This window comes from Alistipes ihumii AP11 (genome assembly GCF_025144665.1).
Classification (GTDB): Bacteria; Bacteroidota; Bacteroidia; order Bacteroidales; family Rikenellaceae; genus Alistipes_A; species Alistipes_A ihumii.
On the sequence record NZ_CP102294.1, the window covers coordinates 1255565 to 1269725 of the forward strand.

The following is a 14161-nucleotide window of genomic DNA, read 5'->3' on the forward strand; positions in this document are numbered from 1 at the left end:
TTATTTGGATTCATATCAGTTTCCCGGTCAGAAGCTTCAGGCTGGCCGCCGGAGACTCTCCCTCGTAGAGGATGCCATAGACGGCCCGCGCGATCGGCATCTCGACGCCGTAGCGCTCGTTGATCCTCATCACGCATTCGGCCGCGTAATACCCTTCGGCCACCATACTCATCTCCACGCGGGCCGCCTCGACCGAGTAGCCCTTGCCGATCATCAGCCCGAACCGGCGGTTGCGGCTGAACTGCGAATAGGAAGTGACGAGCAGGTCCCCGAGATAGGCCGATGCGAACGTATCGCGCTGCGCAGGATAGGTCTCGGCCATAAAGCGCGACATCTCCATCGCCGCGTTGCTGATCAGCACGGCGACGAAGTTGTCGCCGTAGCCCAGCCCGAGCGCGATGCCGACGGCCATCGCGTAGATGTTCTTGAGCACGGACGCATATTCTATGCCGTAGATGTCGGTCGAATAGCTGACGCTGATATAGGGCGTTCCGATCTTCTCGCCGAGCGCTCGCGCGTTTTCGGGCTCCTTGCATACGGCCGTCAGATAGGAAAGCCGTTCGAGGGCTACCTCCTCGGCGTGACACGGCCCCGACACGATGCCGAGCTGGCAGAACGGCACGCCGTAGCGGCGGTTGACGTACTCGGCGACGGTCACCAGCTCGCCGGGCACGATCCCTTTGATGGCCGAAATCACGAACTTGTCCGAAAGCGGCTCGGCGAGCGGCTCGAGCGTCGTCTTCAGGTAGACCGACGGAACGGCCAGCACGATCACCTCGGCAGAGCGGACCGTCTCGTTCAGATCGTCGGAGGTCCTCAGACGACCGGTGTCGAAATGCACGTCGCGCAGATAGCGCGGATTGGTCTCGTTGCGGCGAACGGACTCCAGCACCTCGCGGTTGCGGATGTACCAGCCTACGGATGTCTCGTTCTCGAGCAATATTTTGACCAGAGCGGTCGCCCAGCTGCCGTATCCGATCACGGCGCAGCGGGACTGCCTGTCGATTCTGAAAGCCATGCCAAAAAGTTTCGCGTCCGGCAAATGTACGAACTTATTCGCTAATTCCGTCGTCTGCCGACAGAAAGCAGACCGGAGGAAAGAACGCGCCTCCGCCCGGAAAGCCGATTTCCCGGACGGAAACGCAACGCGCGGCGCGCTTTTCGCGTTATATTACGCAACGGAACGGACGCTTCCCGGCCGCGGGCTAAAAAAACTCCCGCCTCGCTGTCGGGAGTCCGGCTCTTTTTTCCTATCTTTGTCCGACTAACGAACAACAAAACTCAAACGATCGTGAAAAAGATAAAAAGCGCTCTCATTTCGGTTTACTACAAGGACGGATTGGAACGGATCGTCAGAAAGCTCGCCGAGGACGGCGTTGCGATATACTCCACCGGAGGGACCCTCTCGTTCATCGAGTCGCTGGGTCTGAAGGCCACCTCGGTCGAAAGCCTGACGGGCTATCCGTCGATCCTCGGCGGACGCGTCAAGACGCTCCACCCGAAAGTTTTCGGCGGCATCCTCGCCCGCCGCGACAACCCGAAAGACTCCGAACAGGCGGCGCAGTACGAAATACCCGAGATCGACGCGGTGATCGTCGACCTCTATCCGTTCGAGCAGACCGTCGCTTCGGGCGCGCCCGAGCAGGACGTCATCGAGAAGATCGACATCGGAGGCATCTCGCTGATCCGCGCCGCAGCGAAAAATTTCAAGGACGTCGTGATCGTACCTTCGGTCGACCAGTACGCCGAATTCTTCGAAATCATCGACGCGCAGCATAGCTCTACGACGCTCGAGCAGCGCCGCCGTTTCGCGGCTCATGCGTTCAACGTCAGCTCGCACTACGACACGGCCATCTTCAGTTATTTCAACCGTCAGGAGAAGATCGACTCGTTCAAGCTGAGTCTGACCCGGGGCACGACGCTGCGCTACGGTGAGAACCCGCATCAGGCCGCCACGTTCTACGGCGATCTGGACGGGCTGTTCGAGAAGCTCAACGGCAAGGAAATCTCGTACAACAACCTCCTCGACATCGACGCGGCCGTGGGTCTGATCGGCGAGTTCACGGAGCCCACGTTCGTCATCATGAAGCACAACAACGCCTGCGGCGTCGCCAGCAGGCCGACCGTACTGGAAGCATGGAAGGACGCCTTGGCGGGCGATCCGGTCTCGGCTTTCGGCGGCGTGCTGATCACCAACCGCGAGGTGGACGCCGCAACGGCCGACGAGATCAACAAGCTGTTCTTCGAGGTGATTCTCGCACCCTCTTACAGCGAGGCGGCGCTCGAGACGCTCCGCAGCAAGAAAAACCGCATCATCCTGCGCCTCAAGCAGACGGAGCGCGCCCCGCAACTGTTCCGCTCGCTGCTGAACGGCGTCGCCGTACAGGACCGCGACGCGAAGGTGGGCGGCGTAGACGGAGAGCCGCACTACGCGACCGAGAAGCACGCTTCGGCCGAGCAGACGGCGGACCTGATTTTCGCGAACAAGATCGTCAAGCACTCGAAAAGCAACGCGATCGTACTGGCCAAGAACGGCATGTTGCTTTCGAGCGGCATCGGACAAACCTCGCGCGTGGACGCGCTCAAGCAGGCGATCGCCAAGGCCAAGGGCTTCGGGTTCGACCTGAAGGGAGCCGTCATGGCCTCGGACGCCTACTTCCCGTTCGGCGACTGCGTCGAGATCGCCCATAAGGAGGGCGTCGACGCGGTGATCCAGCCGGGCGGTTCGGTCCGCGACCACGAGAGCATCGACTACTGCAACGCCCATGGCATGGCGATGCTGTTCACCGGGCTCCGCCATTTCAAGCACTGACGGGGCGAGCCGCTCCGGCCGTCCGCAGGGCGGCTCCGCCGCGTTTTCCCAATAAATACGAACAAACACTAAGCGACATGGGTTTATTCTCTCTGACACAGGAGTTGGCCATCGACCTCGGCACAGCCAACACGATCATAATCAACAACGGCAAGATCGTCGTCGACGAGCCGTCGATCGTCGCGCTCGACCAGCATACCGGCAAGCCGATGGCCATCGGCAAGAAAGCCCGCCAGATGCACGGCAAGACGCATCAGAACATCAAGACGATCCGCCCGCTGAAGGACGGCGTGATCGCCGACTTCAACGCGGCCGAAATCATGCTGCGCGGACTGATCAAGATGGTCAAGACCAACGGGCGGCTGTTCAGCCCGTCGCTGAAGATGGTCATCTGCATCCCCTCCGGCTCGACGAACGTCGAAATCCGCGCCGTGCGCGACTCGGCCGAGCACGCCGGAGGCCGAGAAGTATACATGATCTACGAGCCGATGGCCGCCGCGCTCGGAGCGGGGCTCGACGTCGAGGCTCCGGAAGGCAACATGGTCGTCGACATCGGAGGCGGTACGACCGAAATCGCCTGTATCTCGCTCGGAGGGATCGTCTGCAGCGAGAGCATCAACGTCGCGGGCGACGTGTTCACCGAGGATATCCAGACCTACATCCGCCAGCAGCACAACATGCGCATCGGCGAGCGTACAGCCGAGGATATCAAGATCGCCGTCGGCGCCGCGCTGCCCGAACTGGTCGAGGAGCCCGAGGACTTCGTCGTGACGGGCCCGAACATCCTCACCTCGCTGCCGTCGGTGCTGACCGTCTCGTACAACGAGATCGCCTACGCGCTCGAGAAGTCGCTCGTCAAGATCGACGCGGCGATCATGAAGGTGCTCGAGATGGTCCCGCCCGAGCTGTACGCCGACATCGCCCGCAACGGCATCTATCTGGCCGGAGGCGGCGCGCTGCTCAAGGGGCTCGACCGCCGTCTGTCGGAAAAGACCAACATTCCGTTCCACATCGCCGAAGACCCGCTGCGGGCCGTCGCGCGCGGAACGGGCATCGCGCTGAAAAATATCGGCCGCTTCTCGTTCCTGATGAGATAGACGGCCGTCCGAGAAACATGGAATGATCAAGTTCTTCCTGTTCATAAAAAAGATTCACTTCGTTCTCGCGTTCGTCGTGCTCGAGGCGTTCGCGCTGCACTACTACGCCAACAGCACGAGCTACACGAAAGCCAAGCTGATCACCGCCTCCAACTACGTGGTGGGCGGCATTTACTCTCAACTGTCGGGCATCGGCAGCTATTTCCGCCTCAAAAGGGAAAACGCCGCGCTGAACGCCGAACTGGCCGCACTGCGCAACCGGCTCGACGGACTGCTTCCGTCCACGGCGCGCGATTCCGTGCTGAGCCCCGCCGACTCCGCCGCGCTGACGGATACGGCCGGGAGACGGAAATACGAATACTATCCGGCGAAGGTCGTCAACAACTCGATCACGCGGCAGGAAAACTACATCACGATCGACCGGGGCGCCGACGACGGCATGCGGCCCGACATGGCGCTCGTCGCCGAAGGTGGGATCGCAGGATATATCGTAGGATGCTCCGACCGTTTCTCGGTCTGCCTGTCGGTGCTGAACCGCAATTTCAGGACCAGCGGAAAGATCAAGGGCGGCGACTATTTCGGCTCGGTCTATTGGGACGGAACGAGCTACCGGCATCTGACGCTTTCGGAAATTCCGAAATATGCGCAGATTCATGCGGGCGACACGATCGTCACGACGGCCCACTCGTCGATTTTCCCGCCCGATCTGACGATCGGCACGGTCGAGAGTTTCGAGCTGAACAATGCGACCTACTACGACGTGAAAGTGAGGCTGCACACCGACATCGCGGCGCTGAACAACGTATTGGCCGTGCGTTATATCGACGCCGACGAGCGCGGAGCTTTGGAGCAGAGCGTCGTCGCGCCGGAGGCCGAATAGGAACGAACGAAAGCCGTTCCGTTCCCCTCTCCGTTCGCTCACTCTGGCAAGCGGCTTTCCCGGAAGCAACAAGCCCGGGGCGGGGAAAAGATACCGGGAAGCGTCGCGGCGGAACCTCGCCCGACCGCAACGGGCCGGAATGCAAGGGTGTCTTCCGGACGAGAAAACGACGGCGGGAAACAGACGCAAAGCCGAAACCGGCAAGCGGGCAAACATACACCGGCCTCAAGCGGTCCCGAGTCTCGCGTCATCGAGCGTCGGGAAAAACACGGAAGCCGGACGAACCGGCGCGCAAGCGCAACTTTTATAAAAACGCAACGAAGCCATGCACCGCACGCTGCAATACGCGATTCTTTTCATCGTAATGGTGATCCTGCAGATCTTCCTGTTCAGCCGGATCGGTATCAGCGTGTACGTCCATCCGCTGGTCTGCATCGCGTTCATCGTCCTGCTGCCGATGGAGATCGCTCCGTTGGCGCTGCTCGGACTGGGGCTGCTGCTGGGCGTCACGTTGGACTTTTTCATGGCCACGGCGGGCATCCATACGGTCGCGGCGCTGTTGGCCGCTTTCTGCCGCCCGGCACTGCTGAACGTGCTCGTAGGTAAAGACGAAGTCAAGGACGGGGGCGTGCCGAACGTCAACCGGATCGGCGCCAAGAAGTTCGTCCGCTACGCATCGGCGATGATCCTCATCCACAGCACGGCCTTTTTCCTGTTGGAGGCCCTCTCGTGGAGCTTCTTCTACCGGACGGCGCTTCGCATCGCGCTGAGTTCGGCCGTCACGCTTCCGCTGGTCTATTTCTGCCAGAAGCTTTTTTCGGTCAACCGTCAAAAGATCTGAGCCGTGGACAGTCTCAAGCGAGTCAAGACACTACAAATCAGCGTTGTCGCAGTAGCGATCGTGCTTCTGCTGAGGCTTTTCTACATTCAGGTCATCGACGACAGTTACAAATCGAACGCGGCGAACAACGTGCTGCGCTACACGGTGCAATATCCGCCGCGAGGCGAAGTGTACGACCGCAACGGCCGCTTTCTGGTGCAGAGCAAGGAAGCCTACGATCTGATGGCCATCCCGCGCGAGATCAGACCGTTCGACACAGCGGCGATGAGCCGCATACTGGGCGTCAGCGTCGAACAGATCCGCAAGGAGCTCCGTAAAGCGAGCAACTTCTCGCGCCGGAGAGCCTCGGTCATTTTCAAACAGCTACCCAAGGAGGTCAAGCTGCGCTTCGAGGAGCACGGCTTTCCGGGTTTCTTCACCGTCTACCGCACAGTGCGCTCCTACCCGACCAAAATGGCAGGCAACCTGTTGGGCTACGTGGGCGAGGTCAACGACCGCATCCTCGAGCGCAACCCGTACTACCGCAGCGGCGACTACATCGGCATGAGCGGTATCGAGCAGGCTTACGAAGAAGTGCTTCGCGGAGAAAAGGGCGTCAAGATCGAAATGGTCGACGTACACGGTATCCCCAAAGGCTCCTATGCGAACGGCATTTACGACACGCTGCCCTCGCCGGGCGTCGCGATCACCTGCACGATCGACGGCCGATTGCAGGCGTTCGCCGAGGAGCTGATGCAGGGCAAGGTAGGCAGCGTCGTCGCGATCGAGCCCGCTACGGGAGAAATACTGGTTATGGCCAGCAGCCCCACTTACGATCCCGACGAACTGGTCGGACGCGAGCGGGGAAACAACTACATGAAGCTGCTCGACGACCCGCGCCGGCCGCTGTTCAACCGGGCCGTCATGTCGTCCTATCCGCCCGGTTCGACGTTCAAGGTCGTGCAGGGCCTGATCGGATTGCAGGAAGGCGTGCTCGTCCCCGAGCAGACTTATCCGTGTCACGGCGGATACCCGTACGGCCGAGGCATGGCATGCCATGAGCACTACTCTCCGCTCGACCTGGAGGGAGCGATCCAAAACTCGTGCAACGCTTATTTCTGCTACGTGTTCCGCAACGTCATCGAAAACAAGAAATACGGCGACATAGACGAAGGGTTCGACCTGTGGGCGGACTACGTCCGCAGCTTCGGATACGGCCGCAAGCTCGGCTCGGACTTCACGGGCGAGCTGAACGGCAACGTGCCCGAAGCGGCTTTTTATGACAAAGCCTACCGGGGAAGGTGGAACGGACTGACCGTCATCTCGCTGTCGATCGGACAGGGCGAACTGGGCTGCACGCCGCTTCAGATGGCCAACATGGTGGCCACCGTGGCCAACCGGGGCCATTACCGTATTCCGCACGTCGTCAAGCGCATCCACGACCGGGATTCGATCGACGCGCGTTTCTACGAGGACCATTACACGAAAGTCGACGCGCGCCACTTCGACCCGATCGTCGAGGGCATGTACAAGGCCGTCAACGAAGGCGGCACGGGGCGCATCGCGATGGTGCCGGGCCTCGACATCTGCGGCAAGACCGGAACGGCGCAGAACCCGCACGGAGCGGATCACAGCACCTTTTTCTGCTTCGCGCCCCGCAACGACCCGAAAATCGCCGTCTCGGTCTATGTCGAGAACGGCCGCTTCGGCGCGACGATCGCCGCGCCGATCGCCAGCCTGCTCACGGAACTCTATCTGACCGACACGATCACGCGGCCGGCGCTGGTCGATTACGTCAAGAACATGCAGATCGCCTATCCTTACTATGAGAAGCAGCGAAAGGGAAAATAGCCTCGCGCTCGGGCGCGTCGATTGGGTGACCGTCGCGGTATACGCGGCGCTCGTGCTGATGGGCTGGCTCAACATATACGCCGCCGTCTACGACGATGCGCACGCGAGCATATTCGACATCGGCCAGCGCTACGGCATGCAGATGGTATGGATCGGCATCTCGGCCTTCATCGCCCTGTCGATCCTGCTGATCGACGACAAGTATTACCATGTGCTGGCTTACCCGCTCTACTGGCTGTCATTGCTGCTGCTGATCGGCGTACTGTTTTTCGGCAAAGAGGTCCACGGGGCCAAGTCGTGGATCGAGATCGGCCCGGTGGCGCTCCAGCCGACCGAGTTCGTCAAGTTCACGACGGCGCTGGCGCTGGCGCGATACATGAGTTCCTACACGTTCGACATACACCGGTTCGGGGATCTGCTCCGCGTAGGGGCTATCCTCGGACTGCCGGTCGCGATCGTCATGCTGCAAAACGACACCGGATCGGCCCTCGTGTACGGCTCGTTCCTATTCATGCTTTTCCGGGAGGGATTCAACGGTTGGGTCTACGTCGCGCTGTTCCTGGTCATCTCCCTGTTCGTGCTGTCGTTCCTGCTCGAGCCCACGATGCTGCTGATCGTGCTGATTCTGGTCTGTGTCGCGGGCGAAGCGGCAACCAACGGACTGTGGCGCAGCAAGGCGATCTATCTGGCGGGACTCGCCCTCGGAGCGATCCTGATTTATGCCGGAGCTTCGCTGGCGGGAGTTCCGATCGGCTGGTACGCGGCCATCCTGTCGGCCGTCGTGCTGTCCTCCGCGGCCGTCGCCGTCTACGCCTACCGATACAAGATACGCAATACGCTGACTTTCGTACTGCTGTTTTTCGGTTCGCTCGTCTTTACCCGCACGATCGACTACGTGTTCCATAACGTGATGCAGATTCACCAGCAGAAGCGCATTCTCGACTTGCTGGGTCTCGAGTCGGACCTCAAGCACTGGGGATACAACGTGAATCAGTCGAAAATAGCTATAGGCTCGGGCGGCTTCAGCGGCAAGGGCTTTCTGGAGGGGACGCAGACTAAGTTCAATTTCGTGCCCGAGCAGAGCACCGACTTCATCTTCTGCACCGTCGGCGAGGAATGGGGCTTTCTGGGCAGCCTGACCGTCGTCGTGCTGTTCGCGATCCTGATCCTGCGTCTGATCCGCATGGGCGAGCGCCAGATGGAACCGTTCGGAAGGATCTACTGCTATTGCGTAGCGTCGATCTTCCTGTTCCACGTCGCGGTCAACATCGGCATGACGATCGGGATCATGCCGGTGATCGGCATACCTCTGCCTTTCTTCAGCTACGGCGGCTCGTCGCTGATCGCGTTCACGGTCCTGCTGTTCGTAGCCGTCCGCCTCGACGCGGCGAAGCGGGAGCTGTCGATATGATTCACGAACACCGCAACACCCGTATGCGAAACCGAAATCTTTACGTCCTCACGGGAGGGCCCGGAGGAGGCAAGTCGACCGTGCTCGACATATTGGACGGAATGGGATACCATACGGTCCGCGAAGCGGGCAGGAAAATCATCCGCAGTCAGGCCGAAACCGGCGGGAATGCCGTTCCGTGGGCCGACACGGCCCGGTATGCCCGCCTGATGTCGCTCCAATCCCGAAAAAGCACGCGGACCTCGGCGAACCCTGCTTTTTCGACCGGGGGATAGTCGACGTTTGGGGCTATTGCCGGCTGATCGGACTGCCGGTATTTCGGGAACTGAAAAACGCGGCCGAGAAGTGTCTATACAACGAAAGGGTTTTCCTCTTCCCCTTTTGGGAAGAAATCTATGTCAACGACTCCGAAAGGAAACAGAGCCCGGACGAAGCCCGAGAGACCTGCCGAATTCTGAAGGACACCTATGAGAGGCTCGGCTACCGCACCATAACTGTACCTTTCCTGCCGCCCGGCGAACGGGCCCGATGGATGATCGACCGTATCGGAAAGACTCCGTAAACGAACGGTTTTCCGTCCGGACGCGGCACGAGGCTTTTTTCGATCTTTCGCTCGCGACCGTATACGCCCGTTTTTCTGAAGACGACCGTTCTTTTTTCACCTGCACTATTTTTGTACCTTTGCCCGGGTGCGGAAACGAAGGAAAACGGAGCTGAAATCCGTATGCCGTCCGCTCCGAATCGAACAGCTTCGGTCATAAGACCGGTCCGCACACACGGCCCGGGCCAAGCTATCGCATCATTTAAACGTAAAACAGTCATGTCAAACCACCCGAAAGGGCTCACCGGAGCCGAAGTCGAGCAGAGCCGGCAACGGTACGGAGCCAACGTGCTGACCCCTCCCAAACGCAAGTCGCTGTGGAGGCTCTTTTTCGAGAAGTTCAACGATCCGGTGATCCGCATCCTGCTGGTCGCCGCCCTGCTTTCGCTCGGCATAGGATTCATCCACAACGAGTTCGCCGAGGCGATCGGCATCTTCTGCGCAATCTTCCTCGCCACGGGCGTCGCCTTCTGGTTCGAGTACGACGCGATGAAAAAATTCGACGTGCTGAACAGCACCAACGACGACACGCCGGTCAAGGTCGTCCGCGACGGCCACGTGACCGAAATACCCAAGCGCGACGTCGTAGTCGGCGACACGGTGATCCTGCAAAGCGGCGAGGAAGTACCAGCCGACGGACGACTGACGGAAGCCGTCTCGCTGAAGATCAACGAGTCGACGCTGACCGGCGAACCGCAGATCGACAAGACGACCGACCCGGCCCACTTCGATCCCGAGGCTACCTATCCGTCGGATCATGCGATGCGCGGCACGACGGTAATCGAAGGACACGGCACGATGACGGTCACGGCCGTCGGCAACGCGACCGAGTTCGGCCACGTAGCCGAACAGGCCACGGTCGAAAGCGAGGAGCAAACCCCGCTGAACCTGCAATTGCAGAAGTTGTCGAAACTGATCGGACGGGTAGGTATCTCGCTGGCGATCGTTACGTTCGTCGCGCTGCTCGTAAAGGGCATGATCATCGGCGATCTGCTCCGCTCCGATTGGCTGACGATCGCCACCGAGGTATTGCAGTACTTCATGGTAGCCGTCACGCTGATCGTCGTGGCCGTACCCGAAGGCCTTCCGATGAGCGTCACGCTGTCGCTGGCCGTCAACATGCGCCGGATGCTGCGCACGAACAACCTGGTGCGCAAAATGCACGCGAGCGAGACGATGGGAGCTATCACGGTCATCTGCACGGACAAGACCGGCACGCTGACGCGCAACCAGATGCGCGTCTTCGAAACGAAGCTCTACGGCGATACGCCCGACGCGATCGTCGACGAGGGCATCGCGGCCAACTCGACGGCTTTTCTGGACGCCGACGCCCGCGTGATCGGCAACCCGACTGAGGGAGCCCTGCTGCTCTGGCTGCGCGACCGGGGCGTCGACTACGCCCCGCTGCGCGATGCGGCCCGGGTCGTCGACCAGCTCACGTTCACGACCGAGCGCAAATTCATGGCCACGCTCGTCGAATCGCCGACCGAAGGGCGCGTGCTGTATGTGAAAGGAGCGCCGGAGATCGTACTCGACCGGTGCAGCGGCTTCGGCGACAAAGAGGAAGTCGTACGACAACTGACGGCTTATCAGAACATGGCCATGCGAACGCTGGGGCTTGCCTATCGCAAAACCGAGGCCGATACTTGCGAGCAGGCGCTCTCCGAAGGCCCGCTGACCTTCATCGGCATCGCGGCCATTTCGGACCCGGTACGCGACGACGTGCCGGCAGCCGTCGGCGAATGCCTCGACGCGGGTATAGCCGTGAAGATCGTCACGGGCGACACGCCGGCCACGGCCAAGGAAATCGGACGGCAGATCGGCCTGTGGACGGCCGAGGACACCGACTACAATCATCTGACCGGCACCGAATTCGCCGCCATGAGCGACGAAGAGCTGCTCGGTCGCGTACAGGCGCTCAAGATCATGTCGCGCGCCCGGCCGCTCGACAAGCAGCGGCTTGTCCGCCTGCTTCAGCAGCGGGGCGAGGTCGTGGCCGTGACGGGCGACGGGACGAACGACGCTCCGGCGCTGAATTTCGCACAGGTCGGCCTGTCCATGGGCTCGGGCACGTCGGTTGCGAAGGAGGCGAGCGACATCACGCTGATGGACGACTCGTTCAGCAGCATCGCGACGGCCGTCATGTGGGGCCGCTCGCTGTACAAGAACATTCAGCGCTTCGTCCTGTTCCAGCTGACGATCAACTTCGTCGCAATCGTCATCGTGCTGCTCGGATCGATCTTCGGCAGCCAGCTGCCGCTGACCGTCACGCAGATGCTGTGGGTCAACCTGATCATGGACACGTTCGCCGCGCTGGCGCTGGCTTCGCTGCCGCCGAGCCGCAGCGTCATGCGCGAAAAGCCGCGCAAGAACAGCGATTTCATCATCACGCGACCGATGATACGCTCCATTGTGGGCGTGGGCATCGTATTCGTCGCCGCGCTTCTGGGCATGCTCGCCTGGTTCGGGCAAGGCATTACGCCGTACGAGCTCTCGGTATTCTTCACCGTCTTCGTCATGCTGCAATTTTGGAACATGTTCAACGCCAAAGGCTTCGGGAGCCGATCGACCGTATGCACCCATATGAAGGGATGCTCGGCCTTCTACGGAGTGTTGCTGCTGATCCTCGTCGGACAGATCGCGATCGTCACTTGGGGCGGCGAAGTATTCCGCACGGTTCCGATTACGCTGCGCGACTGGGCGATCATCGTCGGGGGAACCTCGCTCGTCATGTGGGCCGGCGAGCTGTCGCGCTGGATCAAGCGCCGACAACGCGCCTGATCCCGAGGGGCGCCGTCCTTTCCCGGCCCTCCGATCGTCGCCCGCATGCCGGTCCGATCGGAGGGCCGGCGCTTTTCCCGCAAAGCGGTACGCCGGCATTCAAGGAAAGAGACGGCGACACATCGGCCGACCATTTTGTCCATGTTTCTAATCCATGAAAAGCGCCGGAAACGAGCGAAAAAACGGGACAAAATCATGAAACGTATTGATAAGACAACCGACCGAAAGGTTTTACTGCAAATAATCTCTGTCAATATATTCCGATGAACATTTTTTTACTATATTTGTTTCAGAAGAATGTTATTTACCTGACAATAAGGTAGGAATACGGGCATTTATTTCCGGGAACCGCTTCTCTCGGTGCGAAGCGATAACGGTTTTTGTCCGTTACCGGCATGGGCCTGTCGATTATGATCGCCGTTTATTTCAACAGGAATAAACAGGGACAAGAATCGGGGTCCATGTCTTCTTTATCTGTCCGCATTTCAGAAGGGGGAATACAAGGCATATGGTCCTCCAAAAAGACATTCTCTCCGGAAAAACGACCCGGCGCGGAACGCCGTCGCCCGAAAGCGGGCCCTGCCCGGAAACGGAGGATTCCGCCATACGTCCTATCCCGTCAGGGCCGGATATTGGCCGCCTTGCGATAGGCCGAAATAGCGACCTTCTCGTTAAAGTGAGCCGTGATGACGTTCGTATAAGCTTGAATCCACGATATCTGGGAAGAGATCACATCGAGGACGGCCAACTGTCCTTCATTGTAGCTGAACGTATTGAGCGACAGGTTTTCGCCGGCGACGTCCAGGTTGGCCTGCGCGATCTCGATCTGAATAGCCGCCTCGGTGATGTTGGTCCATGCCGACGAGATAGCCAGCGTCAGGTCGTCGACCTTCTGTCGCTCGGCATACTGGGCCGAGCGGAAAGCGGCCTGCGACACCGCCACCGCCCGACGACGCTCCCCCCAATGGAAAATCGGGACGCTCAGCCGGAGAAAGGTCAGCCCGTCCACCTCGGTCTCTCCATTGAAATTAGGCGACAGGCTGTTCCAGACGCCCTGCACGCCGGCCGACAGACGGGGCATGAAGCGAGCCGAAGCCAGCTTGACGCCGTAGCGCTCGTATTCGATCCGGCGCGAGGCGATCAGGTAGTCGGGATGCTCTCCGAGCGCCCTCTCCAGATCGACCGGCTGGGGCAGCGGGCTCGGCTCCGTGATCGAATCGGCGATGCGCCGGGGCATGTCCGGCTCGACGCCCGACAGAACGTTGAAGTTCTGCAATGCCACCCGGTAGAGATTCTCGACCTGAATCCGGTAGAACTCGGCGCTTCGGAGCCGCGTCCGGATCATCAGCAGATCGTTCTTGGCCACATACCCGTCCTCGAAGCGCGTGCGAATCACATCGTACATCGTCCGGACGATCTGCTCATAGCGGACCGTGGCCTCTAACAACGCGGCGTTCGACGCCAGATTCCAGTAGTTGTACTCGGCCAGATAGGTCACGTCCAGTTCCGTGAGCTGCTGTTCGAGGGTCGCCATATCGTATCCGACCAATGCCTGCCGGTAACCGTTACGAACGCTTCCCCCGCCGTATATCTGCTGGACGACGGCGGGCTGCAGGCTGAACGAATAGGGCCTCAACAGCTTTTCCTGCCCGTCCTGCGTACCGTAACGGTTCTTGAAATGGATCGAGAAGTCGCCGTCGGCGCTCAGCTGCGGCAGAAAACCCGTATGCAGACCGCGTGCGGACTGGTAGGCCGCTTCCGCGTTCTCGGCCGCCTGTTTCAGCCGGTAACTGTACTCGAGCACCTGACGCCGGTAATCCTGAAGCGTTACGGTAGTCTGCGCACGCAGGCACGGCCCGATGCAGCAAGTCGCCGTCAAAAGCATGACAAAAGTTTTCATGATTTCAT

At 60.3% G+C, this 14161-nt stretch carries 11 protein-coding genes; 9 read left to right on the top strand and 2 right to left on the bottom strand.

The features are described from left to right. Positions 1 to 10 precede the first annotated feature (10 nt). Positions 11 to 1018, bottom strand: a complete 1008-nt coding sequence (locus tag NQ491_RS05095) for an NAD(P)H-dependent glycerol-3-phosphate dehydrogenase (protein WP_019246522.1) — start codon at positions 1016 to 1018, stop codon at positions 11 to 13. 273 nt (positions 1019 to 1291) lie between these two features. Here NQ491_RS05095 and purH point away from each other — a divergent pair, with 273 nt between their 5' ends. The 9 genes from purH to NQ491_RS05135 all read left to right on the top strand — a co-directional run bounded on the left by purH (position 1292) and on the right by NQ491_RS05135 (position 12253). Continuing rightward, positions 1292 to 2812: a bifunctional phosphoribosylaminoimidazolecarboxamide formyltransferase/IMP cyclohydrolase gene (gene purH / locus NQ491_RS05100; protein WP_019246523.1), complete on the top strand. Its 1521-nt coding sequence runs from the start codon at positions 1292 to 1294 to the stop codon at positions 2810 to 2812. 77 nt (positions 2813 to 2889) lie between these two features. Further along, the gene (locus NQ491_RS05105) at positions 2890 to 3909 is read left to right on the top strand and encodes a rod shape-determining protein (protein ID WP_019246524.1); all 1020 of its coding nucleotides are present in this window, start codon (positions 2890 to 2892) and stop codon (positions 3907 to 3909) included. Positions 3910 to 3931: 22 nt separating this feature from the next. After that, on the top strand, positions 3932 to 4789 hold the full coding sequence (gene mreC, locus NQ491_RS05110) for a rod shape-determining protein MreC (protein ID WP_019246525.1): 858 nt from the start codon (positions 3932 to 3934) through the stop codon (positions 4787 to 4789). Positions 4790 to 5114: 325 nt separating this feature from the next. Continuing rightward, entirely contained in the window at positions 5115 to 5630 is a 516-nt protein-coding gene (locus NQ491_RS05115; protein WP_019246526.1) for a hypothetical protein, read from the top strand. Between the two features lie 3 nt (positions 5631 to 5633). Then, positions 5634 to 7460, top strand: coding sequence for a penicillin-binding protein 2 (gene mrdA, locus NQ491_RS05120; RefSeq protein WP_026089747.1), 1827 nt, complete (start codon positions 5634 to 5636; stop codon positions 7458 to 7460). Beyond that, positions 7435 to 8871, top strand: a complete 1437-nt coding sequence (gene rodA, locus NQ491_RS05125) for a rod shape-determining protein RodA (RefSeq protein WP_019246528.1) — start codon at positions 7435 to 7437, stop codon at positions 8869 to 8871. The genes mrdA and rodA overlap by 26 nt, the downstream gene beginning before the upstream one ends. A 23-nt stretch (positions 8872 to 8894) precedes the next feature. Further along, positions 8895 to 9146, top strand: a complete 252-nt coding sequence (locus NQ491_RS05130) for an AAA family ATPase (protein WP_232423207.1) — start codon at positions 8895 to 8897, stop codon at positions 9144 to 9146. Beyond that, complete coding sequence (locus NQ491_RS11260; RefSeq protein ID WP_326929311.1) at positions 9050 to 9433, top strand: AAA family ATPase; 384 nt, start codon at positions 9050 to 9052, stop codon at positions 9431 to 9433. Before NQ491_RS05130 ends, NQ491_RS11260 begins: the two co-directional genes overlap by 97 nt. Before the next feature lie 258 nt (positions 9434 to 9691). Continuing rightward, a complete protein-coding gene (locus tag NQ491_RS05135; protein WP_019246530.1) occupies positions 9692 to 12253 on the top strand; it encodes a calcium-translocating P-type ATPase, PMCA-type in 2562 nt (853 codons plus the stop codon). 619 nt (positions 12254 to 12872) lie between these two features. Here NQ491_RS05135 and NQ491_RS05140 read toward each other — a convergent pair. Beyond that, a complete protein-coding gene (locus NQ491_RS05140; RefSeq protein WP_019246531.1) occupies positions 12873 to 14153 on the bottom strand; it encodes a TolC family protein in 1281 nt (426 codons plus the stop codon). Positions 14154 to 14161: the final 8 nt, after the last annotated feature.

What these genes read in the sequence shown, in the direction of transcription:
- rodA (WP_019246528.1), top strand. Translation starts at nt 7,435, where the DNA reads ATGAGAAGCAGCGAAAGGGAAAATAGCCTCGCGCTCGGGCGCGTCGAT.
- NQ491_RS05105 (WP_019246524.1), top strand. Translation starts at nt 2,890, where the DNA reads ATGGGTTTATTCTCTCTGACACAGGAGTTGGCCATCGACCTCGGCACA.
- NQ491_RS05095 (WP_019246522.1), bottom strand. Translation starts at nt 1,018, where the DNA reads ATGGCTTTCAGAATCGACAGGCAGTCCCGCTGCGCCGTGATCGGATAC.
- NQ491_RS05140 (WP_019246531.1), bottom strand. Translation starts at nt 14,153, where the DNA reads ATGAAAACTTTTGTCATGCTTTTGACGGCGACTTGCTGCATCGGGCCG.
- NQ491_RS05130 (WP_232423207.1), top strand. Translation starts at nt 8,895, where the DNA reads ATGCGAAACCGAAATCTTTACGTCCTCACGGGAGGGCCCGGAGGAGGC.
- NQ491_RS05115 (WP_019246526.1), top strand. Translation starts at nt 5,115, where the DNA reads ATGCACCGCACGCTGCAATACGCGATTCTTTTCATCGTAATGGTGATC.
- mreC (WP_019246525.1), top strand. Translation starts at nt 3,932, where the DNA reads ATGATCAAGTTCTTCCTGTTCATAAAAAAGATTCACTTCGTTCTCGCG.
- NQ491_RS05135 (WP_019246530.1), top strand. Translation starts at nt 9,692, where the DNA reads ATGTCAAACCACCCGAAAGGGCTCACCGGAGCCGAAGTCGAGCAGAGC.